The following is a 25855-nucleotide window of genomic DNA, read 5'->3' as shown; positions in this document are numbered from 1 at the left end:
CTTCCGCTCCCACGACGACGGGCACCATGACCGACCGCATCACGCTCCGCTTCCTCGCCGCCCCGCAGGACGCCACCGCCGACGGCCGCAGCGCCCAGGCCGGCCGCGTCCTCGAGTGGATCGACAAGGCCGGCTACGCCTGCGCCGTGGGCTGGAGCGGCGGCTACTGCGTGACGGCGTACGTCGGCAACGTCCACTTCACCCGGCCCATCTCGGTCGGCAACCTGATCGAGGCGACCGCCCGCGTCATCCACACCGGGCGCACGAGCATGCACGTGCTGGTGCAGGTCGCGCAGGCGGATCCGCGGACCGGCCTCTACGAGGGCGCCACGCACTGCCTCCTCGTGTTCGTGGCCGTCGACGACGAGAAGAGGCCGCGGTCGGTCCCGGAGTGGCGGCCCCGCTCGATCGAGGACCTGTCCCTCGCCGAGGGCGCCGCCGCGCGCATCGACGGCCGCCGACGGCTGCACGACGTGATGCGCGCCCAGGAGTACACCGAGGAGGGCACCGGTCCGCGGATCGTGTTCCGCTTCCTCGCGGCGCCGGGCGACGTCAACTGGGGCGGCAACGCCCACGGCGGGATCGTGATGCGCTGGATCGACGAGGCGGCCGACGCGGTCGCGCAGCGCTGGACCGGCCGCGACGCGGTGGCCGTCTACTCCGGCGGGATCCACTTCTACCGTCCGGTGCGCATCGGGCACCTCGTCGAGGTGGAGGCGCGCCTCATCCACACGAGCGCCCGGAGCATGCACCTGGCGGTGCACGTGCGCTCCGGGGACCCGCGGACCGGCGAGCTGGAGCTGACCACGCAGTGCCGGAGCGTCTTCGTGGTGCGGGGCGCCGACGGGGCGGCCGAGCCGGTTCCGCCTCTCGAGCTGCGGACCGAGGAGGACCGGCGTCTGGACGCCCATGCGCGCGAGCTGATCCTCCTGCGCGCGGCGCTGCCGTCGCTCCCGCTCGCGGGGACGGCCGGCGCTAGGGTCGGAGCGTGAAGCTGCCGATCCTCGTCCTCAACGGCCCGAACCTGAACCTGCTCGGCACCCGCGAGCCCGAGCTCTACGGCTCGGACACCCTCGCTGACGCCGAGGCGCTGGCGGCGGAGGCGGCCGAGCGGCACGGCTTCACGGTCGAGACCTTCCAGAGCAGCTCGGAGGGCGCGATCGTCGACCGGCTGCACGCGGCTCGCGGCTCCGTCTCGGGAGTGGTGCTCAACGCCGGGGCGTACACGCACACGTCGATCGCGATCCGCGACGCCGTCCTCGCGACCGAGCTGCCGATGGTCGAGGTGCACGTGAGCAACGTGCACCGGCGCGAGCCGTTCCGGCAGCACTCCTACCTCTCGGACGTCGCGATCGCCGTGATCGTCGGCGCGGGGATCGCCGGCTACGGCTACGCGGTGGACGTGCTCGCGCGGGCGGCGGAGAAGCGATGAGCGGCCTCGGACGCTCCTTCGGCAGCGCGGTCGACGCCTACGACCGCGGGCGGCCCGGCTACCCCGACGACGCCGTCGACTGGATCGTGGGGCACGCCCCCGCGCGGGTGGCGGGCGCCTTCGTCCCGGAGCGGGCCCGCGCGGCGGGAGCCGACGCCTCCGATCGGCTGCGCGCCGTGGACCTCGGCGCGGGAACGGGCAAGTTCACCGCGTCGCTCGCGTCCCGCGGCCTCGCCGTGACCGCGGTCGAGCCCGACGCGGAGATGCTCGCGCGGCTCGCCTCGAATCTGCCGGGGGTCCGCCCCGAGGAGGGGACGGCCGAGGCGATCCCCGCCGCGGACGCCTCCGCGGAGCTCGTCACCGCCGCGCAGTCGTGGCACTGGGTCGACGCCGAGCGCGCGGGAGCCGAAGTCGCCCGCGTCCTGGTGCCGGAGGGCGTGCTCGCGCTGGTGTGGAACATCCGCGACGAGTCGGTCCCCTGGGTGCGCCGGCTCGGCGAGGTCGCCGGGGCCTCCACCGCCGAGCGCTTCGAGACGCTCCGGCCGCCGCTCGGCTCCGCTCTCGAGCGGGTGGCGTTCGCGGCCTTCGAGTGGTCCTTCGAGCTGGACCGAGCCGGGGTGCGCGACATGTTCGCGTCCCGCAGCTACATCATCGCGATGCCCGACGAGGAGCGCGCCGCGGTCCTCGCGGCGGTCGACGCCGTGGTGGACGAGGAGTCGGGCGGGAGCGGGACCGTCGCGATGCCGTACTCGACGCGCGTGACGATCGCGCGCCGCTCCTCCTCCGCCTGACTCCGCGCCGCGCGCCGCGGACCGCCCCGCCCGCCGACTACCCTCGGAGGGCGCCGCACCGGCGCGAGCACCGAGAGCACGAGGAGAGACGCACGTGAGCATCATCGCCGCCGCAGACGGGTCCGCACTGGGCAACCCCGGCCCCGCCGGCTGGGCCTGGTACGTCGACGACGAGCGCTGGGCCGCGGGCGGCTGGTCGCACGGCACGAACAACATCGGCGAGCTCACCGCGGTGCTCGAGCTGCTGCGCGCGACCGCGCAGGAGGAGGAGCCGCTGCACATCCTCTGCGACAGCCAGTACGCCATCAAGGCCTGCACCGAGTGGCTGCCGGGCTGGAAGCGGAAGGGCTGGCGCAAGGCCGACGGCAAGCCGGTGATGAACGTCGAGATCATCAAGGCGCTCGACGAGGAGCTGCAGGGCCGGGCCGTCACCTTCGAGTGGGTGAAGGGGCACGCCAACCACCGGATGAACGAGGCCGCCGACGTCCGCGCCCGGAGCGCCGCGACCGCCTACCAGCGCCGGCAGCCCGTCGACGCCGGACCCGGATGGCCGACGGCCGCCGCCGCGCCCGCCGCGGCCGCCGCGCCCCCCGTCGAGGACTCCGCCACCCTCTTCTAGCCGCGTTCCCCCTGGGGCAGCCGCAGCAGCCCCGTCGCCACCAGCTCGCGCACCCGCGGCAGCACCGAGTCGGACACCGCCTCCTCCTCGACCTGGAGGAGCGAGGCGACCGCCGCCGCGATCGCCGCCACCGAGAGCTCGCCGTCGCAGGCGCCGACCACGGCGGCGAGCGCCGTGTCGACCTCCTCGACCCGGGCGAACCCGCCGCCCTGGCGCAGCCGCAGCACCGTCGGATCGTCGTTGCCCGGCCAGTAGTGCCGCTCCTCCGTGACGTCTCCGGCGACGACCAGGGCGAGACCCGCCAGAGCGCGATCGTCGATCGACGCGAGGGCCTCGGCCGCGTCGAGGCAGGCGGCGAGGTGGCCGCCCAGGCCCGCGGTCGCGACCGGCGTGGTGATCCGCTCGAGGCGGCGGATCGGCGGGCGGGGCTGCTCGGGCAAGCGGAGCGTGACGTAGCCGAAGCCGACGCCGGTCACCCCGCGCCGCTCGAAGTCGGTCAGCCAGGCGTCGACCAGCGCGTCGAACGCGGGGCCGCGAGTCGTGCCGCCGTCCCGGATCCAGGTCTCGGCGTAGACCGCCGGATCCTGACGCTCGCGCTCCACGACCCAGACGTCCAGAGGAGAGGCGGTCCCGCCCATCCAGGCGTCGAGCCCCTCGGGCCCCGCCTCGAGCGCCTGCTCCAGCGGGCTGCGGGCGTCGGCGAGCCAGTCCGCGATCCGGTCGAAGGCGTCCGCGCCCTCCCGGTACTCCCAGTTCCCCAGGAGCTGCGCGACACCGCCGGGCACCAGGTGCTCGGCTGCTCCGAGGATCACGCGGCGCACGATCTCGTCGCCCTCCAGCCCGCCGTCGCGGTACTCGTAGGAGGGGACGCCCTCGACTCGCGGCGTGATGACGAACGGCGGGTTCGTGACGATGTGGTCGAAGCGCTCCCCCGCGACCGGCTCGTAGAGGCTGCCGAGGCGGAACTCGATGTTCTCGATCCCGTTGAGCGCCGCGGTGAAAGAGGCGAGCGCGAGCGCGCGCTCGGAGATGTCGGTGGCGACCACCTGCTCGGCGTGGCGGGAGGCGTGCAGCGCCTGGATCCCGCAGCCGGTCCCCAGGTCGAGCACGCGGCCGACGGGCCGCTGGATCATCAGGCCGGTCAGCGTGAGGCTCGCGCCGCCGACGCCGAGCACGTGGTCCTCGTCGAGCGCGCGGCCGAGGGCGAGCTCCCCGAGGTCGGAGGCGATCCACCAGGAGGCAGCGCCGCGCTGGTCGACCACGTCGTAGGGGCGCAGGTCGAGGGCCGCGGTGACGACGGCTCCGGCCTCGACGCGCACCAGGCCGAGCTCCACCGCCCCCTCCAGCGCGAGAGCGCCGAACGCCTCGTCCGCGTCGTCGGCCGAGACGGGATCGGCCAGGAGGAACAGGCGGGCGAGGGTGGCCAGCGCGTCGTGGTCGCCGCTGCGCTCGAGGGCGCGGCGGGCGGGGACCCGGTCGCCGCGGTGCAGCGCCTCGGCCGCTTCGTCGCCCCAGAGCCCCCGCACGGCGTCCACGCCGTAGCGGGCGCGGATCAGGTCGTCGCGCAGGAGGGCGATACGGGCTCGGTCGAACGGGTCTGCGGAGAACACCGCTCCATCCTCCTGCACACGGGTCGGCCACCGGGGCCGCCGCGGCCGTACGATCGGAGGCATGCCGCTGACCGGAGAGTACGAACCCAGCACGTCCGAGTGGGCCCGCGAGCAGGCGGAGCTCTACGAGCGGACCGGCGGAGCCGAGGGGAACCTCCTCCGCGGCCGCCCCATCATCGTCCTGACCACCGTCGGCTCGAAGAGCGGGAAGCTCCGCAAGACCGCGCTGATGCGCGTCGAGCACGAGGGCGAGTACGTGGTCGTCGCGTCCAAGGGCGGCGCGCCCGAGCACCCCGTCTGGTACGGCAACATGCTCAAGGAGCCGCACGTCGAGCTGCAGGACGGGCCCGTGAAGAAGGACTACGCCGCGAGCGTGCTCGAGGGCGATCTGCGCGCGGCCTGGTGGGAGCGCGCGGTCGCCGCGTGGCCGGACTACGCCGAGTACCAGACGAAGACCGAGCGGCAGATCCCGCTCGTGCTGCTCACTCCCTGGTCCTGAGCGCGGCGGGCGGCTCGGCCCGTCGCTGAGGCGGCCGTCCTCCGGTCGAGGTCGCGCCGCACGGCAGGCGCCTCACGCGGGCGGCGAGCCCAGCGGATCCGGTCCGGCCTCAGACCCGGGCCGCGATGAGGTCGAGCACCTTCGGGCTCGAGAGCAGCGCGAAGTGGCCGACCACCGAGACCGCGATGTTCTCGTGCGCCCCGGCGAGGCGGCTCCCTCCGGGGATGTACTGGTCGCGCATCCCGTAGATCGACGTGATGCGCGCGTCGGCCTCGCGCTCAGCCAGCAGGGTGCGGATCAGCGGGCGGTGGGGCGCGAACTCCCGGAGCGCCCGCGCCGGGGCGATCCGTGCGAGCGACGAGCCGTTGAACGGGGTCGAGACGGCGATCATCCGCTCGATCCGCCCGTCCTCGCGGTCGTCGACGACCATCATGTGCTTGCCGATCAGGCCGCCCTTGCTGTGCGCGACGACGACGACTCCGCGCAGATCGTGCTCGCGCAGGTAGTCCTGGCCGAGTCCGGCCGACGCGACGATCGGCCGCGTGTTGTAGCCGAGCGCGGGCAGCACGTGGATCGGATGGCCCGCCGCGTGCAGCCTCTCGGCGATGGGCCGGAGGAACTGCCACGTCTCATAGATCCCGGGGATGAGCAGCACCGGAGCGCCGTCGCCGGACGCGTACCGCGACACGTCCCAGCCCTCCCGCAGGTGCACGAAGCGCGAGCCGTAGGCGTAGCGGTAGTCGCGGAGGTACGCGCGCCGCAGCGAGGTCGAGCGGCGCGGGCGGGCGGAGTCACGCGCCGGCATGGGCCCGCTCCAGCTCCGCGATGTCGAGGCGGCTCATCGCGAGCATCGCCTGCAGAGCGCGCGCGGACGCCTCGGGGTCGGCGCCTCCGAGCAGACGCGGGAGGACCTCCGGCACGATCTGCCAGGACAGCCCCCAGCGGTCGCGGAGCCAGCCGCACCGGCTCTCCTCGCCGCCGTCCGCGATCAGGGCGTCCCACAGCCGGTCGAGCTCGGACTGGCCGCCGACGGTCACGACGATCGAGACGGCCTCGGTGAACGGGAACCGCGGCCCGGCGTTGATCGCCTGGAACCGCTGCCCGTCGAGCTCGAACGTCACCGACAGCACCTCGCCGGGCGACGGAGAGCCCTCCGGCAGCACCTGGCTTCCGGTGATCCGCGAGTTCGGCACCAGCTCCGTGTAGAAGCGCGCCGCCTCCCCCGCGCCGTCGTCGAACCAGAGGAAGGTGCTGACCGCGCCCATCGGAGTCTCCGTCCTGCGCGGGAGGGTCTCCGCGGCTCCCTCAGTGTGCCGCGGAGGCGCGCTCCCCGCGACGGATCACAGCGGGTTGACGCCGAACGCCGTGGCCAGCTTGTCGATCTTCTTGGCGCGGCCCAGCCGGGGCAGGTCGCTGCCGTCGCGGATGACGCGGCCGCGGGCCTCGAAGTCGTCGAGGAAGTCGCGGGCCCAGGCGACGTCGGACGGCGTCGGGCTGATGACCTCGTTGATCACGGCGAGCTGCTCGGTGTCGAGGCAGAGCTTCCCGGTGAGGCCGAGCGAGACCGTGAGCGCGGACTGCTCGCGCAGCACGGGGTGGCTGTTCGAGACGGTCGGGCCGTCGATCGGGCCGGGCAGGTCGCCGATGCGCGAGGCGACGACCAGGCGCGAGCGCGGGTAGGCCATCGCGAGGTCGTCGGCGCTGGTGCCGGTGTCGCGGCGGTAGTCGCCGCTGCCGAACGCGAGGCGGAAGGTGCCGCGGGCGCGGGCGATCGAGACCGCCTCCTCGATGCCGAGGGCGGACTCGACCAGGGCGAGCACCGGGGTGGAGCCGCCGAGGCGATCGAAGGTCTCGGTGACGTGCTCAGCGGCCTCGGTCTTGGCGAGCATGACGCCGGCGAGGCCGGGCAGGCCCTTCAGCGCGTCGACGTCGTCGGACCAGAACGGGGTGGAGTGGTCGTTGATGCGGACCCAGGCGCGCTTCTCGCCGGTCAGCCACTCCGCGACGTCGGTCCGCGCGTCGGGCTTCGCCTTGGGGTCGACCGCGTCCTCGATGTCGAGGACGATCTGGTCGGCGCGGGACGCGTGCGCGGCGTCGAACGTCTCGGTGCGGGTGGCGTTCACCAGCAGCCAGGAGCGCGCGATCTCAGGGGCGACGTCGCGCCCCTTCCGCTTCGCGATGGCGGTGGTGGTGGTCTCGGGCAACGTCACGTTCGGGTCCTCTCGGTGGCGCGGTCCTCGCTCCGCGGACGCCACCGCTCTGCGACGGCGCCGGGGACAAGGGTAGCGGCTCCCCGTCGGCGGGGCTCCGGGCACTCCGGCGTCTCTCCACTCCGGGGCTGCGACGCCCCGAGCGCTCCGGATCAGCGGCCCTCCGGACGCTCCCACAGCGTCAGCACGGTCGTCGGCACCCGGATCCGCTCGCGCGCGACGAAACCCGCCTCAGCGAGCACCGCGTCCGCCTCGCCCTCCGGCAGCGCCTGCCAGACCCGGTCCTCCCCGGCGAGCGCGGCGAGCAGGGCCTCGCCCTCCAGGAGCACGTCGGAGTACGTCCCCGTCGTCCCGTACGGAGCGGCGAGGGCGACGTCGTCCACGCCCGCGAACGCCTCCGGGTAGGCGGCGAGCGCCAGGCGGGGCCGGAGCGAGACCGTCCCGGAGGAGCCGAGGAGGACGGCGTCGCCCGGACGGGCCCGCTCCTCGACGGCGGCCGCCAGACCGCGGAGGTCCTGCCCGGCCGGCTTCCCGGTGACCGTGCGCATCTGCACCAGGACCGGCAGGGCGGCCACCGCGATCAGGGCGAGGAGGGCGACGCCCGTCCGGGCCCTGAACGAGTCGAGCGCGAGGCCGAGGAGGACCGCGAGGGCGGGCGTGCTCGACGCGAGGTAGCGCGGAGTGAACATCGGCTCGACGAGGAGGGTCCCGAGCACCAGCACCGCCGTCGGCAGCACGATCCAGAGGACGAGGGCCGGCAGGAGCGGCCCGCGCATGCCGCCCCGCACCGCGGCGACCGCGAGGAGCGCGACGGCGATCCCGGCCAGCCACCACGCGGATCCGAAGAACGGCTCGACCAGGACGGTGAACGCGGTCACCGGCTGCGAGCGGAGCCAGCCGACCTGGCCGCTCTGCCCGGCGGCGAGGAGCAGCACCGGCACGGCGCCCAGTGCAGAGAGGGCGCTCGCCGGGAGAGCCCGCACGGCACCCCGGGGCGCCGCGGCCGCGGCGAGCGCGACGAGAGCCGGCAGCACCAGCACGGAGTAGAGGAACACCGCGTCCGCCAGACCCGCGACGGCCGCGAACGCGATCCAGCGCAGGGCTCCTCCGGAGCGGGCCGCCCGCACGACGAGGACCGCCGCTCCCACCACGAGCGCGGTGGCCAGAGCGGAGGATCGCGCCTCGGTCCCCGAGAACGAGGACCGCGGGAGCAGCACGAGCACCGCGGCGGCGAGGAGTGCCGCCCGGGGCCGGTCGAACGATCGCAGCAGGACGACGACGCCCGCCGCCGCCGCTCCCGCGGCGAGAGCGGACGGCGCCCGCACCGCGAGCTCCGACTCCCCGGCGATCGCGATCCAGCCGTGCATCATCAGGCCGTAGACCAGGTGCACCGCGTCCTTCTCCTGCACGAAGGCGAGGAGCTCCCCCACCGGGAGCCGCGCCAGGCGGAGGGTCGCGGCCTCGTCGTTCCAGTAAGAGGGGATCCAGGAGCCGACGAGGGTCAGCGCGGTGGCGAGGGCGAGGACCGCGCTCGCGGGCAGGGTCCGGAGCGCGCGCATCCCGCCAGCGTAGAGGCCGGGCTCAGCGCGCCGAGCGCTCGGCGAGACCCTTCGCGTACGCGGCCTGGCCGACGTGCTGCGTGTCGTCGTCGATCACCGAGACCAGCCGCACCCCGAGGGTCACCGGCGGATCCCACTGCTCGTCGACGACGCGCTCGAGGTCCTCGTCGCCGAGCGTGTCGAGGAGGGCGAGCGTCTGCCGGTGCACGGCGTCGGCGTACTCCGCGAGCAGCGCGGCCGGCACCGCGGCGAGCGCCGCCACCTCGGCCGGCTCCTGCCCGTAGCCGGTCTCGTCGGGCCCGAAGGGCAGGCCGGACCGGCCGTGGAAGCCGTCGGCCGTCCACACCTGCTCGTGGCCGGCGAGCGGGGCGAGGTGGTCGTCCTGCACCCGGACGAGATGCCAGACGAGCCAGGCGGGCGAGTTCGAGCGGGCGTCCGCGCGGAACGCGAGCTGATCGGGGGTGCTGTCGTCCAGGACGGCGTGCACGTTCTCGTGCACCCGGCCGAAGGCGTCGCGGAGGAGGTCGATGGCTGCGCTCATGCCGCCAGCCTGCCGCTCCCGCGCCCGGCGCGGCACCCCCTCCGCGCGCCTCGGAGGAAGTGCGGAGGCGGGTGCCCGATACTCGGCCCGTGACCTCCGGATCCTCGAACCTGGCGACGAAGCCGTGGCTGACCTCCTACGCGGAGGGCGTGCCCGCCGAGATCGACCCTCCCACCCAGACCCTCGTCGACCTGCTCGAGGACTCGATCGCGCGGTACCGCCGCGGCACCGCCCTCGAGTTCTTCGGCGCCGAGACCAGCTACGCCGAGCTCGGCGAGCAGGTCGCGCGCGCGGCGGAGGGCCTGCGGCGCCTCGGCGTGCGCGCCGGCGACCGCGTCGCGCTGGTGCTCCCGAACTGCCCGGAGCACGTGGTGGCGTTCTACGCCGCTCTCCGCCTCGGAGCGATCGTGGTCGAGCACAACCCGCTCTACACGCCGCGCGAGCTGCGGCGGCAGTTCGAGGACCACGGCGCCCGGTTCGCGGTCGTGTGGGACAAGATCGCCGACGTCGTCGCGACCATGCCCGCCGACCTGGGCATCGAGCGCGTCGTCTCCGTCGACCTCACCCGCTCCTTCCCGCTCGGCAAGCGCCTGGCGCTGCGGCTCCCCCTGCCGTCGGTGCGCCGGTCGCGCGAGAAGCTGACCGCGACCCCCCGCAGCCGCTCCCTGGTGCCCTTCGCGTCGCTGCTGAAGAACCGCCGCATCGCGCGCTCGCACCCCCGCCCGGTCCTCGGCGACACGGCCCTGCTGCAGTACACGAGCGGCACCACCGGGACGCCCAAGGGCGCGATCCTCTCCCACGCGAACCTCCGCGCGAACGCCCTGCAGGGCCGCGCCTGGGTGCCGGGCCTGCGCGAGGGCGACGAGACGTTCTACGCGGTGCTCCCCCTGTTCCACGCCTACGGCCTGACGCTGTGCCTGACCTTCGCGATCAGCATCGGCGCGAAGGTCGTGCTGTTCCCGACCTTCGACGTCGGCCTCGTGAAGGCGGCCGCGAAGTCGTCGCCGCCCACCTTCCTCCCCGCGGTGCCGCCCGTGTACGACGCGCTGGCCCGCGCCTCCGAGCGCCACGAGCTCGACCTGCGCGGCATCCGCTTCGCGATCTCGGGAGCGATGAGCCTGCCGGTCGCGACGGTCGACCGCTGGGAGCGCGCGAGCCGGGGACTCCTGGTCGAGGGCTACGGCATGACCGAGAGCTCGCCGGTCGCCCTCGGGAACCCGGTCGGCCCGACCCGCCGGCCCGGCACCGTGGGCGTGCCGTTCCCCAGCACGACGATCCGCCTCGTCGACCCCGCCGATCCGTCGGTCGACCGCGGCCCGGGCGAGTCCGGCGAGCTCCTGCTCCGGGGGCCGCAGGTGTTCCAGGGGTACTGGAAGCGGCCGGAGGAGACGGCCGAGGCCCTCCTCCCCGGCGGCTGGCTGCGCACGGGCGACATCGCGACCGTCTCGGCCGACGGCTTCGTGACGATCGTCGACCGGGCCAAGGAGCTCATCATCACCGGCGGCTTCAACGTCTCCCCCTCCGAGGTCGAGGGAGTGCTGGAGTCGCACCCGGACGTGACGCGCGCGGCCGTCGTCGGGCTCCCCCGCGAGGACGGCGGCGAGAGCGTCGCGGCGGCCGTGGTCCTGCGGGCCGGGACGGCCGTGGATCCGGAGGCGCTGCGCGACTTCTGCCGGCTGCACCTGACGCCCTACAAGGTGCCCAAGCGGATCGTCCCGGTGGACGAGCTGCCGACCTCGCTGATCGGCAAGGTGCTGCGCCGCCAGGTGCGCGAGAGTCTGCTGGACTGAGGCGACCGGAGCGGGCGGTGGCCCGCGAGGAGGAGGACGACATGGCGAGGATCGTGCAGTACGAGCGGATCGGCGGGCCCGAGGTGCTCGAGACCGTCGAGGCGCCGGAGCCCGAGGCGGGGCCCGGCACCGTGGTGGTCGCCGTCCGCGCGGCCGGCGTGAACCCGATCGAGTGGAAGGTGCGCTCCGGCCTGCGCCCGAGCCCGCCGTTCGACGGTCCGCGGAGGCTCGGGTCGGACGGCTCCGGCGTGGTCTCCGCCGTCGGTCCGGGCGTGACCGGTTGGAGCGTCGGAGACCGGGTGATCGTCAGCGGCGCCACCGGCACCTACGCGACCGCCGTCGCGGTCTCCCCCGACTCCCTCGATCCGCTCCCCGACGGACTCGGCTTCGAGGAGGCGGCCGCGCTCGGCATCCCGGTCTCCACCGCCTACCAGGCGGTGGTCTCGCTCGGCGTCGCGGAGGGATCGACGTTCGTGGTCCACGCGGGCGCCGGCGCGGTAGGACGGGCGGCGATCCAGTTCGCCGTCGACCGCGGAGCCCGGGTGATCGCCACGGCGAGCCCGGCGAACCACGAGGCGCTGCGCGCGCTCGGAGCGGTGCCGGTCGCCTACGGGCCCGGGCTGCTCGAGCGGCTGCGCGCCGCAGCGCCCGAGGGCGTCGACCGCGTGCTCGACGCGGCCGGGACGGACGAGGCGCTCGCCGCCTCGCTCGCGCTGGTGGCGGATCCGCAGCACGTCGGAACGGTGGTCGCCGGCCCTCGTGCGGCAGAGCTGGGCATCCGGGCGTGGAGCGGCGGCAGTCCCGTGCCGCTGACCGAAAAGGAGCAGCGCCTCCGCCGCGAGGGCGTGCCGCTCGCCGCCCGGCTGGCGAGCGAGGGGCGCTTCGCGGTCGCGACCGGTCCGCGCCTCCCGCTCGAGCAGGCCGCCGAGGCGCATCGGCTCAGCGAGGACGGCCACGTCCGCGGGAAGATCCTGGTCGTTCCCTGACCCGGGCCGGCATCCGGCATCCGTCTCCCCACCGCTTCCCCCGCTCTCACCGTCGAGAAGGAGTCCCCGTGTCCACTGACGACACCACCCCCGTGATCCTGGGGGGCGCCCGCACCCCGTTCGCCCGCTTCTCCGGGGCCTTCGCGCCGCTCTCGGGCGTCGAGCTCGGCGCCGCTGCCATCCGAGGGGCTCTCGAGCGCTCGGGCGCCTCCGCGGCCGACGTCGACGCGGTCGTGCTCGGCCAGGTGATCCAGGCCGGAGCCGGTCAGGGCCCCGCCCGGCAGGCCGCGGTCCTCGCGGGCCTGGGCTGGGACGTCCCGGCGGTCACGATCAACAAGCTCTGCCTGTCGGGTCTCACCGCGGTGATCGACGCGGCGCGGATGATCCGGCTCGGCGAGGCGCAGGTGGTCGTCGCCGGAGGGCAGGAGTCGATGACCAACGCGCCGCACCTCCTGCTCGGATCCCGCTCGGGCCTGGGTGTCGGTCCGCGTCCGCTCGAGGACGCACTCCTTCACGACGGCCTGCTCGATCCGTTCGACCGCCGCCTGATGGGGAGGGTGACCGACGACGGCAACGCCGCACGGGGCATCCGCCGCGAGCGCCAGGACGCCTTCGCCGCGCTCTCGCACCAGCGGGCCGCCGCGGCACGGTCCACCGGCGTGCTCGCCGAGGAGATCGTGCCGGTCGCGGTGCCGCAGCGGCGCGGACCAGACCTCGTCGTGTCCGCCGACGACGGGATCCGGGAGGACAGCACGGTCGAGACGCTCGCCCGGCTGGCCCCCGCGTTCTCAGCCGAGGGCACGATCACCGCGGGCAGCTCGTCACCGATCACCGACGGTGCCGCCGCGCTGGTCGTCGTGTCCCGCGGCTGGGCCCGCGAGCGGGGACTGCCCTGGCTCGCGACCGTCGCCGAGCACGGGCAGGTCGCCGGACCGGACAACTCCCTCCACTCGCAGCCGTCGGCGGCGATCCTCCAGGCGCTCGGCCGCCGCGGTGCAGCGGTGTCCGACCTGGACCTGATCGAGATCAACGAGGCGTTCGCCTCCGTCGTCCTCCAGTCGGCGGACGATCTCGGCGTCGAGCCCGAGACGGTCAACCTCGACGGCGGGGCGATCGCGCTCGGCCACCCGGTGGGCGCCTCCGGAGCACGGCTGGCCCTGCACCTGGCGCTGGCCCTCCGTCGCCGGGGCGGCGGGCTCGGCGTCGCCGCGCTCTGCGGCGGAGGCGGCCAGGGCGAGGCGCTGATCCTCGAGGACTGACCGGCGGTCCGCCCCCAGGAGCGCGTCGGCGCCTCCGGCTACGCTCGCGGGATGAGCATCCTGAGCGCCGACGGCCTCGCCTTCGTCACCGAGCGCCACCTGGCCACCCTCTCCACCCCCGGCCGCCAGGGCCGCCTGCACGTGGTCGCCGTGGGCTTCACCTACGAGGACGGCGTCGTCCGCGTCATCACCTCCCGCGAGAGCCAGAAGGTGCTCAACGTCCGGCGGGGCGGCACCGCGACGGTCGGGCAGGTCGACGGCATCCGGTGGCTGAGCCTGGGCGGTCCGGCCACGATCGAGGAGGAGCCGGACGCCGTGCAGCACGCCGTCGAGCTCTACTCCCAGCGCTACCGCACCCCGCGCCCGAACCCCCTCCGCGTCGCGATCCGCATCGACGTCGACTTCGCCCTCGCCTCCTCCGGCCTGCGCGCGGAGTAGCCGGGTGGCCCGCGGCGACGCGCTGGGCGGGGGCGGCGCCGTCTCCTCCCTCCGCACCTACCGCTACGTCCGCCTCTCCCTGGTGGCGGCCGTGGTGCTCCTCACGGCCGGCCTCGTCCACCAGCTCGTCGTCGGAGGCCCGCTGCGCTCGATCAGCGCCTCGTACTACACCCCGGTCCGCTCCCTCTTCACCGGGGCGCTCTTCGCGGTCGGCGTCGCGCTGGTCGTCCTCGCCGGGAGGAGCGTGCGGCGCTTCCTCCTGCTGCTGGCGGGCATGACGGCGCCGGTCATCGCGATCGTGCCGGTGCCCCTCGCCTCGGAGGAGCTGCAGCGCCTCCAGGGAGCGGTGTGCCCGGCGGGAGGGGCGTCGTGCCTTCCCGCGACGGCCGCGGGTGAGGTCGCCGCCTCCCTGCCCGCCTACCTGGTCACGGCCGCGGCCGTCCTCGTCGCCTCCGTGATCCTGCTCGCCCTCGACCGGGTCCTCGACCGCTGGGCGCTCGTCCGCACCGCGATCGCCGCCGCCCTCCTGATCGCTCTGGCGGCCTGGAGCACGCTCCCGTCGTTCCTGCGGCTCGGCCACTACGCCGCCGCCGGCGTCTTCTTCCTCCTCATCGCCGTCACCGCGGGTCTGCACGCCGTCGCGGTGCGCGAGGAGGGAGCGAGCGGGCCGGGGACGCCGCGCTTCTACTCCCGCTGCTACGCCGTTCTCGCGGTGCTGATCGCCGCGGTCGATGCGGCGCTGGTGCTCCTGCTTCTCACGGGGCGGGGAGCGGAACTTCTCGGCGAGCAGTGGCTCCTGCTCGGCGAGGCCGTCGCGCTCGCCCTCTTCGGGATCTTCTGGGTGCTGCAGACCGTCGAGAACTGGGATCGTCCCGACGTGCTGCTCGTCGCGCCGGGCTGAGGGGGCCGGTGACGGACGGCCCCCTCAGCCGCTCAGCGCTTGAGGGTGATCGAAGAGCTCCGCCCGAGGTTCCCTGCGGCGTCGTAGGCGTGCGCGACGATCGCGTACCGCCCGGCCGGGTAGGAGGAGGCCGAGACGGTCAGGCGCCACGTGCCGTCCGACGCCCTCGTCGCGTCGCCCAGCCGCGTGGCTCCGCTCCAGAAGCTCAGCTTCGTCGTGCCGACGTCGTCCTTGGCGGTGGCGACCAGGGTGACAGAGCCGCGCACCGTCGATCCGCTCGTCGGCGCGGTGATGACGGTCTTCGGAGCCGTCGTGTCGCGCGACGGCGCGGGCGAGCCCGTGGGTGCCGGAGCAGGAGCCGCGGTGGGCGCCGACGTGGGAGTCGGGGTCGGGGTCGGAGCCGGTTCGTCGCCGAGGCCCCAGGCCGTCCACAGCTCCTCCGCGATCATCGCCTGGCCGGCGACGTTCGGGTGGAAGTAGTCGACGTCCGTCGAGAGCTGGTCGAGCGAGATCGGAGCCGCCGTGAGGGCGCCGCCGTCCCAGACGCAGTCGTTCGCGGCGGATGCGCAGGCCGATTCGAGTGCCTCGTTGAAGGCGGCCTCCCGGTCCTCCGCCGCCGCGAGCGAGGCAGTGTAGGCCGAGCCGGTCAGCGCGGCTCCGGTCGTGGCGTCGACTCCGCGCTGGGTCCGGCAGACCCCGCCCCAGGCCCAGATCGCGGCGCCCGGCGTCGGCTTCACGGCCTCCCACTCCGACTCGATGTCCGGGACCGAGCCGACGAGCACCGTCGCCTCCGGCCACTCCTCGCCGATCGAGCGCAGGATCCGGGTCGCCGACGCGGCGAAGGAGGCCGCGGGCGTCATCGCGTAGCCGTCGCGGGAGTCGGGCGAGAGGCTCAGCGAGCAGAGGTCGTTGCCGCCGATCAGCAGCGTGACCACGTCCGGCTCCTCCCCGGCCGCGACCGCGGCGTCGATCCGCGACTCGACTCCGCTGATGACCGCGCCCGACTTCGCGTAGTTCACCGCGCGGACCGCCGTCCGCGGATCCGCCGCCGCCATCCGGTTCGCGATCGAGTCGACCGCGGGCGCCGATCCCGTCGCCCAGGAGTTCTCGACGCAGTCGCGGTTCACCCCGCAGGTCGTGGCCGCGCGCGTGATCGAGTCGCCGAGCGCGAGCAGCGTCTGCGTCCCGGACGCCTGCGCCGGCGGTGCCGCCAGGAGCCCCGCCAGGAGCGCGATCGCCCCCGCGCCGACCCCTGCCGCTCTCCGCCGTGCCCTGTGTGCTGTGGTCCCCATGTCGTCCCGTCCCCTGGTCGTCCGTCGCTCGAGTGCCTCGCGTGCTGCGAGAGCACGAGGGGCGAGCGTACGTCGCTGCGGATCCCCCGACGGACCGGAGGAGAACGGCTCCCGCCCGGCGCGGCCCGGATGGGGGACACGGAGGACGCACGGAGGCGGGCGGCCCACAGCTTCGGGCGCCCGATCGTCAGGACCTGCACGACCGGCCCGCGCGCTCTCCCGCCCGGAGAGCACGTGGACCGACGGCTCCTCCTCGATACTCTGAGGCGATGATCGGCCGTCGCCGTGGAGGGAAGAGGGATCAGCATGGACTACTCGAACGAGGACGATCTCAAGCAGAGGATCGGTATCGTCTCCTGGAGGAATCTGTCGAAAGAGAACTTCATCGCGTTCGCATCCGAGTTGCCGAACATGAGCGAGGAGCTCGCCCTGAAGGTCGTCGAGCAGTTCCCGGATTTCAGGAATCTCGTCCTCGACTCGTTCAGTGAAGTGCGAGATCAGGCGAGTTCAGCCGTTCGAGCCAACTGGAAGAGTCAGAAGAAGGTTCACAGGGCCTTCGCCGAGTACCGCGCCGTCCTGAACCGCGAGCTGGATCGTGACACCCTGAGCGCGGCGGACCGCTACTCGGTCCTTCGGCTGTTCAAAGAAGCGATCGACGACGAAGCACTCAAGGATTCGGAGCACAAGGCGTTCGTGCTCCGGGCACTGGGCATCGTCGCGATGGTCGCAGTCGCCGGAGTCTCGACGGGAGTCGCCGTCCTCGGCGGTCGAGCCAGGATCGGCGGAGACGCCTAGTACCGAAGCCGATCCAACGGACCACTCCTCCGCCGACGAGCGCGTCGAGGCCGCGAGGCGGTCGACCCGCCGAACAGGCGAGGTTCCCGATCCGGCCGCCGGGAGAACACAGAAGGCCCGCTCTCTCGAGCGGGCCTTCTGTGGTGGTGGACCTCCTGCACGCCTACTCCAAACAATCACTGGGCACTCCCCCAGTCCAGTCACTCGTTGCCAACGCGCGCGACTCGTTGCGTATTGGCGCCGGTGCGCCTGCAGTGAAGCGTGCACGGCAGCTCCGCGCGGACGAGGTCGGCGCGCTCGTCGACCACTACCGCGAGCGCGGTAGCGTCATCGCGGCGGCGAAGGCACTGAGCATCACGCGGCAGACGGCAGGCAAGCATCTGGCTGAAGCGGGAATCACCACGGTTCGGCGGATGACGGAGGCTGATGTCGCCGCGGCGCGATCGGCACACTCGGCGGGCACATCGGCGACTGCCATCGGGCGCCGTCTTGGCTTCTCCGTGAACACAATCATCAAGGCACTGAATCAGGACATCCGCGACACCGGCAATGAGGTCGTCGGTCGAGCGGCCGAGAATCTGCACGATTGAGCCGAGCTGGCTATGTCACTGCTCGTTGATCGCGTACCCCCGCACAACAATGCCTCGAGGCAGGTTCGCCGCCTGCGACACAGTCCTCGAGCCCTCTTTACTAACTGATCGGAATCCGAGCAATTGCCTCAGCTGACAGCTCCCCGATCCGCGAAGACACCCTCGATGTGCCCGCTGAAGTTGGCCTTCGATGAATGGAACAAGTAGACCAGCGGCGCCCGTGTCAGCCAGACCGTCTTAGCGTTGAAGTGCACCTCCAGCGTGTTCGCACCGACTTCGCGCTGAAAAAGACGATCTCGCCCGTTGGCGGTTCAGTCCTCCTGCCGTATTCTCCGGCCGCCACGGAGCGACCAACAGTTGGATCTGGCTTCGAGGATTGGACGTTGAGCGGTAGAGATGCTCCATCGGCCCCTGAGCATGCGAAACGTTGTTCGATCCGTCGAGACCACGGCGTCTGCCCAGCAAGCGATCAGACCACCAGTTGCGCAAGCGGCGCGACGGCGGGATGCAGTCGCCCTCCGACGAGCAGCACGATGATTCGCTGACGAGCGCGGGAAAAGACAACATAGAGCAGCCTGCTCGTCGTCGGAAACGGCTCGACCTCCTTGCCCATGAAGTCTCCTTCACGAAGAACGACGATAGTCGCGTCTGCCTCGCGACCCTTGGTTTGATAGAGATTCATCAACTGCACTTCTCGCGGGCGCAGGACCGAGTCGGTGAGAGCGGCGTACCCAGCCTCGCGCGATTCAGCCGAGATTGTCGCGACGATCTGCATACCGCTCTGGTCCCTTCCCTGCCGAATTGCGCGGGCGTGCATGACCGCAACCAGAACGCCCGCCTGCGCCCATGCGCCTGACTTCTGCGGTAGTCCAAGAGCGTCGTGGGCCGCACGCGCTTCGTCGAGCGCCGTCTCGACTACTACGGCGTCAGTCAACCGGCCGCGAAGTGCAGTCAGCCGTTCGAGCAGCGTCTGCGGGCCGGTCCCGTTCAAGATCTGCGTTGCCAGCACCGGTACCTGGGCACCACGCCGTGCGCTCGTAAGAAAGACCGCGAGTGACTCGAGCACATCCTCCCACGAAGCGTCTCCGAATCGGAACTGCATCATCGTCACTTGGGCGTCCAAAGCAGCCGCGAGCGCATCACTCAGCCCGGCAATCTCGTGCTCAATGCCCTCTGCTTCGAGCGCATCCGACAGTGACGCGAGCATGTCGTTGTGGTGGGTGAAGACCGCCACGCCGAGCCCCTCGCTGCTGAGTTCGGTGACGAGCTGTGCCACGCCGGACGCCTCGTCGCTGAGCGCGATTCCGCTCCGGACGACCAATCGGCCCCCTTCGATGGCGCTCGCCAGCGCTGGCGCATCGAACTGACGCGTTCGAATGGCGTTCGCTACTGCCGGGATGACGCCGGAGGGGTCACGGAATGATGTCTCCGGGAGCACGATCGTGTGCTCCTGTCCGGCGGCCGCACACGCCTCGTTGATTCGTTCGACGCGGACACCATCCGCGACGAGAAAGGTGTAGATGCACTGATTGGGATCACCGAGCAAGAGCATGCGGCTGCTCGGGGTGATCAGCTCGAGCAGTTTTTGCTGCGCATCGCCGGTGTCTTGGAATTCGTCCACGATCACCAGGCCCCAGCGCGTGCGAAGGTGAGCCGCAACCGCAGGCGACGCTCGTGCGATCTCGAGCGCCAACGGCAGAAGACTCCCGTAGCCGATCTCATTGCCCGCCAGGCCGAGCTTTTCCCGGGCAGGGCTGACGAGCACCACGTCACCGCGTCCGATCATGCTCCCAAACCTCCGGACGATCGAGAAAGCAAGGGAGTGGAACGTCATCACATCGACGCGATCCGCGCTCTTCCCGAGTACCTCACTTGTCCTGGACGCGATCCGGCCGACGGACGCGCGAGAAAAGGAAAGAAACAGCACTCGCTCGTGGGGCTTCGCATCCTGAACCCGATCAAGGTGCGCGGCGGCGGCCGCCAGCGCGCTCGTCGTCTTGCCAACCCCCGCACCCCCGAGCACAACCGTGAGCTCGGCCTCTGTCTCAACGATCTGAGCTTGCTCGGGGTTCTGGGCTACCCAGGTCATGAGAGCGCAGGAAGGTCGATGCGCCCCAGCTCACCGACGCAGAGCGCCTCGATCACGGCGCGGGCGGTCGGCGGCTGGACCGTGAGTGCCTCGACCCACGCGGGCCCAAGCCCCTGCTTCTTCAGGATCTTCTTGGAGATCAGGTGTTCGGCGATCGCATCGTCGGCGAGATCGTCTGGCAGAGACGGCATACCGAGCGTGGCCAGCGACTCGACGACCTCCCGCAGGTTCTCCCCCGGTACTCCTCGAATGAGCGCCGCTTCAACTGCTGTGCGATCAGGAAGCACCACAAGTTGCTCGGTCAGCGCCTCCAGCGCGACGACGGCCGGATCCTCTTGCCCAGGTTTGTCGTTGTCGACAATCGCACGCACATGGAAGCCAAGCTGTAGCGCAACCTCAGCTATCGCCGGCAGCCGCGAGATACCCCCGTCAGTACCCGGTGGCGCGATCAGACGAATGCCGTTCGCGGCCAATCCATGCTTGCGCTTACCGGTCTTCCTGAAGAGCCTCGCGGCCAGTGCGCCGTAGCCCTCGACGTCGAGGGGGCCCTCGACCAGCGCGACCGTTCGCGCGCTTAGCGCAGCCAGGAGCTGGTCGAGTACGAGCCGACGCGTGACTCGGGCCGCCTTGTCCGTTACGTCAGGAAGCTGGTGCTGCGATCGGCCACCTTCGGTGCGTGTCAAGCGAACAAGCTCCTCCGGCTTGAAGGCGCGCACGACTTCTGGGCGACGCGTCGTGAGGATGGACTGGCCCGCGGTCGCGTGCAGTAGGCCTGCCATGTACTCGGACGACGAGGCATCCAGACCGTCGCCGAAGTCATCACCGATAACGACAACGCCGGACTCCCCCGCGCGCGCCGCCGCGATGGCTTCGGCCACCGAGAACACACTCTGGATCGTCGACCCGTGCGAACGGATGGGCAAGGGACCTGCCGCATCGAGCGACAGCGCAGGCTGCAGCGCGCGAAGAAGGGCTGCGAGCGAACCGTCATCGGCCACGAAGTCAACCGCACCGGGATCGTCCACACCGAACAGTGTCTTCGGACCGGCGTCGAGTACCTGCTCAAGCACGTCCGTCACGACGGATGCGCCCGCGAATTCAGCTGTTGCCGATCGCACACCGTCATTCAGGCCAGCAAGTGCATCGTCGAGTCCACTTGAATCCGATGCGGCCAACAGGGTTCGAAGTGCCCCCTCGGCGCGAAGCTGGAGAGCGGGCGCATTGTCGATGAACTGCACGGGCAACGCCTCGCGTTCCACGCGGCCGACCCGCTTGAATGAGTTCGCCGCGGCGTCGCTCCGTGCGGGGAAGTCGACCCAGTGATCGCCGCTGTCGGCGTCAAGGTCGTAGCGGATGCGGTAGCAGAGGCGAACGCCGAGCACGGCGCCCGCGCCGCCGCCCGTCCCTGCGGGCGTCGCAGCCGAAGGGTCAAATGCTTCGAGGCTGTCGCTGAGTAGCGTCTCGAGCTGCGCGCCAAGCTCGAGGAGCGTTACCTCCACCTCAGTCAGGGTTTCGTTTGCGATGGGGCGGTGAATGTCGAGCGGATTGACACGCGCCCGTGTGCTGCGCGGGTCGAGCACGCGCCGAAGCGCCTCCACAAGGTCACTGCGGCCCGCCTGCGGCTCCCCTGCGATGACGACATCGGCGGGGATCACCAGTTCGGCTTGCTCAAAGCCGCGGAAGCGCTGGATCCGGACTCTCGCAACTCTCATGACATCGCCTCCCTCGGCGCGGCCGTCGCCGGAACCCGCGACGCAGCGATGGCATAGAGCCCAACGGGTAGCCCTGAACCAGCGAGGAATGAGGCTTCGTCCACTCCAGCCTCAAAGAGCACCTCACGCGCGCGCGGCAGCATCGACGGCATCTCCAGAGACGAGATCCGCCCCGGCTCCGCTCGGCGCCAACCGTTCTGTGACATGCGGATGACTGCGTTGCGGTAGGAGACGTCGCTCATGATGCCCAGCGCACGCGTCCGGTAAAGGAGCGCCGCAAGGCTCACGCCCCAGTATTCCTTTAGCTCTGCGAGGCGCGCCCAGGCTTTGCCCGCGGTGGAAACCGGGAGGGACGGCGCGATCTCCTCGGCTGGCATCAGGAACTCGGATGCGAACCGGTTGGCTTGCTCCTCGGCAACCTTCCCTCCGGGCTCGGCGTCGTGATGCATTATCAGATGGCCGAGTTCATGGGCAGCGTCGAAGCGCTGCCGGTAGTAGTCATCTTTCACCGGGTTCAACACGATGATCGGTCGGGTCGCCGAATGGAGCGAATACGCATCAATCGCGGCAACGCCAGGCTCGCTGAACACCACGACGACTCCGCTGCGTTCGACGAGACGGACGACATGCTGCACCGGCCCCGGCGCGACGCCGAAGAAGGCCCGCGCCTCGCGTGCGGCCTCCTCGGGCGTCATCGAACGCTCATCGGGGTCGACCGGGAGGTCCGGCAAGAGGGCCTCAGGAAACTCGACGGCGTTCTCCAGCATCCCCGCGATCTCAGCTACGAATCGTCCGTACGCTTCAGCCTCGTCCTGCGCGATCTGTGGTGTCGAGCGGAGCGAGCGAAAATGCGGCTTGTTTGTCTTCGGCGGCGCTCCTCCCCCGAAGAACTGCGGCTCGACTTGAAGCGCTAGCGCGAGCTTGGCCACCGTCGCGCGGTTGGGCTGCTTAGCGCCGCTCTCCCAGGCCGTCACGGACGCAGGCGACATCTCGATGAGGCTCGCTAGGTGGGACTTCTTGAGTCCCTTGAGCTGGCGCGCCATGGTTAGGCGCTCACCGTTGAAGAACGAGGCTGCGGCGGCGAGCGTCTGGGACGGCCGGCGCACCTCAACCATTTGCCGCGCCCGACCCTTCGCCCGCACCCGTCCGCTTGATCCGCACCGGCACGTCGTCGACTTCCGTCGAAGCGCCACCGTTCGGCATCGTGGGCGCGACGGGAATTCCACCGCCACCCGCCGGGGTACCGCCGGACAGCAGCACCTTCTTCCAGTGCCAGCAGGAATCGTCTGCATGTTCCGGGTTCTTGCTCTGGCCGAGGTAGAGCTCGAACTGCTTGGTGGTCGGGTTGAAGGCATGGGCCGCGATCAGCGTCACGCCGGTGAAGTCGTCATCGTCCGGGATACCCGGGATCGACTCGAGCCCAAACTCCTCGTCGGAGAAGAGCGTGTTGTCGCCGACGAACAGTTGGTCCGCGACGCGTCTCTTCGCGTCGCTGCGCTGCACCCACTTGATGTCGTCGACCTTGCCGAAGGGGTAGGACTGCAACAGCACCCGATAGCCCTCCACCGCCCACCCAGGAGACTGCTTGTAGTCCCGACGCACGACGGCACCCGCCGCCAGACGCGGCATCATGTTGAACGCCTCCGGCGTAATGCCGCGCTCGAGCACGTCCCCACCGAGGCTGTCGAGTCCCTCACCCAGCTTGAACCGCCCGTTTGAGGTCGCCCGGTCGACGAGATCCCGTAGGTGCTTGAAGTTGAGGTAGCCCACGACGCCTTGGTCGTGGCCCTGGTCCTCGTCGTAAAGCTGATCCGTCGCCTCGAACGCCACCGGCGCCCCCCACTTCAGGACATCGAGGAGCGCGGAAGCCTGGAGGACGGAGAGAGCGTCATCTTCTGCGGTCATGAGCCCAGAGTACACGCGGTCAGTAGACGACGCGCCTATCTTCACTCCTGGCATGTCGAGTATGCCAATACCCTCGCTAGCGCGGTCTGCGCGCGCGCGATCGACCCAGCAGTCCTGCCTCACGCACTTGATGCAGTTCCAAAAGGTGCGCGACGCGCTCCTCGGCGGCGCGGAAGGGGGTTGCGCGATACAGGCTCGCCACGCGCTCGTCGAGCTCTGAGTGAGCCTCGCGGAGAGCGCGTGGCATCGTCGTCTCGTCGTAGAGCCATGCAAGGGTTCTATCCGGGTAGCTCGCCCGAGCAGTCAGCACAGCGCCCGCCAGCATTGCGAGTTCGTCGCTCGCCGAGGCATCGAAATCGGGGAAGACAAAGTTGTTGTAGACGACGTCCTTCGAATAGCGGTAGTCGCTTTTCAGTCGACCGCCCACCGTTCGCACCCAGTCCATGTGTATCTCGCTGTTGAGCAAAGCAAAATCAACGAGGCTCGCTCCCACGATGACGAGGCACCCGTCGGATGCAACATGTCCGGGCTCGAAGAAGGCCATAGGCACGTAGCGCCGTCTCTCCGACGAAGTCCTCGGCACAATCAGGAACGGCGCAATGGGCCTCTGAGTGATCTGCGCAAATAGCTGAGGCGTCGCCGCGAGCTGCGGACGAGCGGAGTCGAGCCTGACAGCACGAGTGGCCTCGACGCGACGCGCGATCTCAGGGATCTCACGCCACTCGGCTTCCGGTACACCATCGAGCCAGATGCAGAATCGATCGATGCCGTTTATGAATTCACGCGACCCGTAGAAAGGCAGGACGAACCGCTCAGCTTCGGGCGACTGCGAAAGCAATACATTTCGCTCATCCGGCGATAACAGCAAATTGCCCTTGTCTGCCGCCATATTCCCGAAGACCATTTCCTGCCTGCCAGAGATCTGCGAGTGGCGGTTTCCAACCGCATACTCAACTCCGCCGGTGAGGTAGGGACTGATCGTCTTCGGGTTTGTCTCAAGCGGCACCCCCCGCCCACGCGCGTAGGAGAAGAGACGCTTGGGTGCTGCGTTGTCAGGCGAGTAGCCAATGATGACGCAGTGCACCGCGGCCGCGTCTGGGGATTCGTTGTCCCACTCGAACGTCTGGTGCGCGAAATTGATGTGCATCCCCGCGGCGTACATCGGACGCCATATGATAGCGGGCTGCTCACCCTGAGCCACTGAATTCGTCGAGACAAGCGCGGACTTGATGCTTGGGTTCTCCGACATCATGCGAGCAGCGAGCAAGTACCATCCGGCGACGTAGTCGAGGAGCCCCGCCTCACGCATACCGTGGGCGACTGAGCGCAACTCCGCTTTCTGAGCGGCGCTCATCGTGCGCGAACCGTTGAACGGCGGGTTACCTACGATGTACCTCAGCTCGGCAGCGGGTACGACATCGTTCCAGTCCGTCGAGAGTGCGCTGCCGAGATGAATCTTCGGCGCGATTTGGATGGGCAGCCTGTCTGGCGCGAGGCCAAAGTCCTCCGCCATGCGCTGATTGGCGAGGTGGTCGACGAGCAGCATCGCCGTCTCGGCGATACGCGCAGGCCACTCCTCGATCTCGATGCCATAGAAGTGATCGAGGCGGACCTTGAGATCTCCGGTGACGTCGAGTGAGAGTTGAGCGTAGTTCTTTCCCTTGTCCTGAAGATCTAGCTGCCGCTGCCGTAGCAAAAGTTCGAGTTCGAGCGCACGAAGTTCGCGGTACGCGACGATGAGGAAGTTCCCGCAGCCGCACGCCGGATCAAGCACACGGATCTTTCCGAGTTCGTTGTGGAGACGAGTGAGCTGCCCGCGGTCGTTCCAGGCGCGCTCGAGTCGATCGCGAAGACCGTCCATGAAGAGCGGATTGATCGTCCGAAGGATGTTCGTCTCAGTCGTGTAGTGCTCGCCGCCACCGCGACGATCCGAACGTGTCTTGACCGTCTGGAACATCGATCCAAAGACCGCCGGAGAGATGACCGACCAGTCGAAGTCCCCCGCATCGATTAGCTCCGCGCGGAACGCCCCGGTGAGTGGCCCCATCGTGAACTCGTCGGTGAACAGTCCGCCGTTGACGTACCGGAACTCGCGGACCACTTCAGGCAATTCTGGCCGTCGCCGCTCTTGGCTGAGCGCTTCGAACAACTCGCTCAGGTCATCAGCTAGCGTGTCGACAGTGGTGTGGTCGACAAGGAAAGCCTGGAATTGGTCAGGACGCCCCGAGTGCTTCCACATGCCCGAGTCGTCGGCGAAGTACAGGAAAAGAAGCCGGGCAAGGAGCAACGTCGAGTTGTGCTGGTCCCACCCCGATCCTTCGAGCTCGGCGTACAGGATGCTCATGAGTCGCGCCGCCTGCGCGGCGGTTGTTTCAGCTTCGTGGTCGAAAGCCCCGCGCATACGCGAGAGGAGATCGACAAGCGTCAGTTCTTCGTCGAACCCGATCGCGATGGCCTGAAGCTGGCGGACAAGTCGGGCATCGCTGTCGCCGACTCGGCGCTCATGGAGGACCAGCTTGGCGTTCGCGCCGCCCATCTGCGCCCGTCGTGGCCAGCGCCAGGCTTGGTTGTTCTCATCGGCAAATACGACGAGGCGCTCGAGGTTCTTCGCGCCGATCGTCTGGTCGATCAGACGCTGCTCTGACCGCGCGGGCATTCCATCGTGGAACCAAACGCGCAAGCCTTTGAACCCAGCGACCTGCGTCAGGCGGTAGCTACCGATCTCTGTGGCTACCTCGAAGTCTCCCTGATCTGGGTTGCTCCAGCCCAGGTGGTCGACGAAGAGGTCTCGGAACTCCCGTCGATCAACGAGTTCTAGAAGCACGGAAGTGTCCACG

General features: G+C 70.6%; 24 protein-coding genes. 12 read left to right on the top strand and 12 right to left on the bottom strand.

The features are described from left to right. Positions 1–26: 26 nt before the first annotated feature. The 4 genes from C5C54_RS08005 (at position 27) to C5C54_RS07990 (ending at position 2842) form a co-directional block, all read left to right on the top strand. Positions 27–992 carry an acyl-CoA thioesterase gene (locus C5C54_RS08005; RefSeq protein WP_104288103.1) on the top strand — a complete coding sequence of 322 codons (966 nt, stop codon included), beginning with the start codon at positions 27–29 and terminating at the stop codon, positions 990–992. Continuing rightward, positions 989–1432: a type II 3-dehydroquinate dehydratase gene (gene aroQ / locus C5C54_RS08000; protein WP_104238317.1), complete on the top strand. Its 444-nt coding sequence runs from the start codon at positions 989–991 to the stop codon at positions 1430–1432. The genes C5C54_RS08005 and aroQ overlap by 4 nt, the downstream gene beginning before the upstream one ends. Further along, the gene (locus C5C54_RS07995) at positions 1429–2223 is read left to right on the top strand and encodes a class I SAM-dependent methyltransferase (RefSeq protein ID WP_104288102.1); all 795 of its coding nucleotides are present in this window, start codon (positions 1429–1431) and stop codon (positions 2221–2223) included. The genes aroQ and C5C54_RS07995 overlap by 4 nt, the downstream gene beginning before the upstream one ends. A 94-nt stretch (positions 2224–2317) precedes the next feature. Then, complete coding sequence (locus C5C54_RS07990) at positions 2318–2842, top strand: ribonuclease H (protein ID WP_104223203.1); 525 nt, start codon at positions 2318–2320, stop codon at positions 2840–2842. Here the strand turns inward: C5C54_RS07990 and C5C54_RS07985 are convergent. Further along, positions 2839–4452, bottom strand: a complete 1614-nt coding sequence (locus C5C54_RS07985; RefSeq protein ID WP_258063265.1) for a methyltransferase — start codon at positions 4450–4452, stop codon at positions 2839–2841. The genes C5C54_RS07990 and C5C54_RS07985 overlap by 4 nt on opposite strands. 61 nt (positions 4453–4513) lie before the next feature. Here C5C54_RS07985 and C5C54_RS07980 point away from each other — a divergent pair, with 61 nt between their 5' ends. After that, positions 4514–4951, top strand: coding sequence for a nitroreductase family deazaflavin-dependent oxidoreductase (locus tag C5C54_RS07980; protein ID WP_104223205.1), 438 nt, complete (start codon positions 4514–4516; stop codon positions 4949–4951). 109 nt (positions 4952–5060) lie between these two features. Here the strand turns inward: C5C54_RS07980 and C5C54_RS07975 are convergent, their stop codons facing one another. From C5C54_RS07975 to C5C54_RS07955, 5 genes are all read right to left on the bottom strand, one after another. Continuing rightward, the gene (locus C5C54_RS07975; RefSeq protein WP_104249466.1) at positions 5061–5756 is read right to left on the bottom strand and encodes a triacylglycerol lipase; all 696 of its coding nucleotides are present in this window, start codon (positions 5754–5756) and stop codon (positions 5061–5063) included. Further along, positions 5743–6216 (bottom strand): VOC family protein, encoded by a 474-nt coding sequence (locus tag C5C54_RS07970; protein ID WP_104223207.1) that lies wholly within the window; start codon positions 6214–6216, stop codon positions 5743–5745. The genes C5C54_RS07975 and C5C54_RS07970 overlap by 14 nt, the downstream gene beginning before the upstream one ends. Positions 6217–6291: 75 nt before the next feature. Beyond that, a complete protein-coding gene (locus C5C54_RS07965; protein ID WP_208543400.1) occupies positions 6292–7155 on the bottom strand; it encodes a CoA ester lyase in 864 nt (287 codons plus the stop codon). A 158-nt stretch (positions 7156–7313) separates the two neighbouring features. Then, the gene (locus C5C54_RS07960; protein WP_104288100.1) at positions 7314–8720 is read right to left on the bottom strand and encodes a glycosyltransferase family 39 protein; all 1407 of its coding nucleotides are present in this window, start codon (positions 8718–8720) and stop codon (positions 7314–7316) included. Between the two features lie 22 nt (positions 8721–8742). Continuing rightward, positions 8743–9261, bottom strand: a complete 519-nt coding sequence (locus C5C54_RS07955; RefSeq protein ID WP_104223209.1) for a DinB family protein — start codon at positions 9259–9261, stop codon at positions 8743–8745. 89 nt (positions 9262–9350) lie between these two features. Between C5C54_RS07955 and C5C54_RS07950 the strand changes: the two genes are divergently transcribed. The 5 genes from C5C54_RS07950 to C5C54_RS07930 all read left to right on the top strand — a co-directional run bounded on the left by C5C54_RS07950 (position 9351) and on the right by C5C54_RS07930 (position 14635). Then, positions 9351–11051, top strand: coding sequence for a long-chain-fatty-acid--CoA ligase (locus C5C54_RS07950; protein ID WP_104288099.1), 1701 nt, complete (start codon positions 9351–9353; stop codon positions 11049–11051). Between the two features lie 41 nt (positions 11052–11092). After that, positions 11093–12037: an NADP-dependent oxidoreductase gene (locus tag C5C54_RS07945; protein WP_104288116.1), complete on the top strand. Its 945-nt coding sequence runs from the start codon at positions 11093–11095 to the stop codon at positions 12035–12037. A 68-nt stretch (positions 12038–12105) separates the two neighbouring features. Continuing rightward, entirely contained in the window at positions 12106–13296 is a 1191-nt protein-coding gene (locus C5C54_RS07940; protein WP_104288098.1) for an acetyl-CoA C-acyltransferase, read from the top strand. 51 nt (positions 13297–13347) lie between these two features. Beyond that, complete coding sequence (locus tag C5C54_RS07935; protein WP_104223212.1) at positions 13348–13734, top strand: pyridoxamine 5'-phosphate oxidase family protein; 387 nt, start codon at positions 13348–13350, stop codon at positions 13732–13734. 4 nt (positions 13735–13738) lie between these two features. After that, the gene (locus tag C5C54_RS07930) at positions 13739–14635 is read left to right on the top strand and encodes a hypothetical protein (RefSeq protein ID WP_104288097.1); all 897 of its coding nucleotides are present in this window, start codon (positions 13739–13741) and stop codon (positions 14633–14635) included. 32 nt (positions 14636–14667) lie between these two features. Here C5C54_RS07930 and C5C54_RS07925 read toward each other — a convergent pair whose 3' ends face one another. Continuing rightward, positions 14668–15927: a GDSL-type esterase/lipase family protein gene (locus C5C54_RS07925; RefSeq protein ID WP_104288096.1), complete on the bottom strand. Its 1260-nt coding sequence runs from the start codon at positions 15925–15927 to the stop codon at positions 14668–14670. Positions 15928–16233: 306 nt separating this feature from the next. On the opposite strand from C5C54_RS07925, the gene C5C54_RS07920 reads away from it, so the two are divergent. Together C5C54_RS07920 and C5C54_RS07915 are read left to right on the top strand one after the other, a co-directional pair. Beyond that, positions 16234–16722, top strand: a complete 489-nt coding sequence (locus C5C54_RS07920; protein WP_104288095.1) for a hypothetical protein — start codon at positions 16234–16236, stop codon at positions 16720–16722. Between the two features lie 140 nt (positions 16723–16862). After that, entirely contained in the window at positions 16863–17312 is a 450-nt protein-coding gene (locus C5C54_RS07915) for a hypothetical protein (protein WP_104288094.1), read from the top strand. 469 nt (positions 17313–17781) lie between these two features. Here the strand turns inward: C5C54_RS07915 and C5C54_RS07910 are convergent, their stop codons facing one another. The 5 genes from C5C54_RS07910 to C5C54_RS07890 form a co-directional block, all read right to left on the bottom strand. Further along, positions 17782–19401 (bottom strand): UvrD-helicase domain-containing protein, encoded by a 1620-nt coding sequence (locus C5C54_RS07910; protein WP_104288093.1) that lies wholly within the window; start codon positions 19399–19401, stop codon positions 17782–17784. Then, the gene (locus C5C54_RS07905; protein ID WP_104288092.1) at positions 19398–21113 is read right to left on the bottom strand and encodes a hypothetical protein; all 1716 of its coding nucleotides are present in this window, start codon (positions 21111–21113) and stop codon (positions 19398–19400) included. Before C5C54_RS07905 ends, C5C54_RS07910 begins: the two co-directional genes overlap by 4 nt. Next, entirely contained in the window at positions 21110–22228 is a 1119-nt protein-coding gene (locus tag C5C54_RS07900; RefSeq protein WP_104288114.1) for an XRE family transcriptional regulator, read from the bottom strand. Before C5C54_RS07900 ends, C5C54_RS07905 begins: the two co-directional genes overlap by 4 nt. Then, a complete protein-coding gene (locus tag C5C54_RS07895) occupies positions 22221–23018 on the bottom strand; it encodes a hypothetical protein (protein WP_104288115.1) in 798 nt (265 codons plus the stop codon). The genes C5C54_RS07900 and C5C54_RS07895 overlap by 8 nt, the downstream gene beginning before the upstream one ends. Before the next feature lie 76 nt (positions 23019–23094). Further along, on the bottom strand, positions 23095–25854 hold the full coding sequence (locus tag C5C54_RS07890) for a DNA methyltransferase (RefSeq protein ID WP_104288091.1): 2760 nt from the start codon (positions 25852–25854) through the stop codon (positions 23095–23097). Between the last annotated feature and the right edge of the window lies 1 nt (position 25855).

Source organism: Rathayibacter sp. AY1F2, assembly GCF_002930885.1.
Lineage (GTDB): Bacteria > Actinomycetota > Actinomycetes > Actinomycetales > Microbacteriaceae > Rathayibacter.
This window is presented reverse-complemented; position numbering and strand designations above follow the sequence as displayed.

Coding starts and splice junctions, on each gene's coding strand:
- C5C54_RS08005 (WP_104288103.1), top strand. CDS start 27: ATGACCGACCGCATCACGCTCCGCTTCCTCGCCGCCCCGCAGGACGCC.
- C5C54_RS07995 (WP_104288102.1), top strand. CDS start 1,429: ATGAGCGGCCTCGGACGCTCCTTCGGCAGCGCGGTCGACGCCTACGAC.
- C5C54_RS07980 (WP_104223205.1), top strand. CDS start 4,514: ATGCCGCTGACCGGAGAGTACGAACCCAGCACGTCCGAGTGGGCCCGC.
- C5C54_RS07975 (WP_104249466.1), bottom strand. CDS start 5,756: ATGCCGGCGCGTGACTCCGCCCGCCCGCGCCGCTCGACCTCGCTGCGG.
- C5C54_RS07970 (WP_104223207.1), bottom strand. CDS start 6,216: ATGGGCGCGGTCAGCACCTTCCTCTGGTTCGACGACGGCGCGGGGGAG.
- C5C54_RS07960 (WP_104288100.1), bottom strand. CDS start 8,720: ATGCGCGCGCTCCGGACCCTGCCCGCGAGCGCGGTCCTCGCCCTCGCC.
- C5C54_RS07955 (WP_104223209.1), bottom strand. CDS start 9,261: ATGAGCGCAGCCATCGACCTCCTCCGCGACGCCTTCGGCCGGGTGCAC.
- C5C54_RS07945 (WP_104288116.1), top strand. CDS start 11,093: ATGGCGAGGATCGTGCAGTACGAGCGGATCGGCGGGCCCGAGGTGCTC.
- C5C54_RS07935 (WP_104223212.1), top strand. CDS start 13,348: ATGAGCATCCTGAGCGCCGACGGCCTCGCCTTCGTCACCGAGCGCCAC.
- C5C54_RS07925 (WP_104288096.1), bottom strand. CDS start 15,927: ATGGGGACCACAGCACACAGGGCACGGCGGAGAGCGGCAGGGGTCGGC.
- C5C54_RS07920 (WP_104288095.1), top strand. CDS start 16,234: ATGGACTACTCGAACGAGGACGATCTCAAGCAGAGGATCGGTATCGTC.
- C5C54_RS07910 (WP_104288093.1), bottom strand. CDS start 19,401: ATGACCTGGGTAGCCCAGAACCCCGAGCAAGCTCAGATCGTTGAGACA.
- C5C54_RS07905 (WP_104288092.1), bottom strand. CDS start 21,113: ATGAGAGTTGCGAGAGTCCGGATCCAGCGCTTCCGCGGCTTTGAGCAA.
- C5C54_RS07900 (WP_104288114.1), bottom strand. CDS start 22,228: ATGGTTGAGGTGCGCCGGCCGTCCCAGACGCTCGCCGCCGCAGCCTCG.
- C5C54_RS07895 (WP_104288115.1), bottom strand. CDS start 23,018: ATGACCGCAGAAGATGACGCTCTCTCCGTCCTCCAGGCTTCCGCGCTC.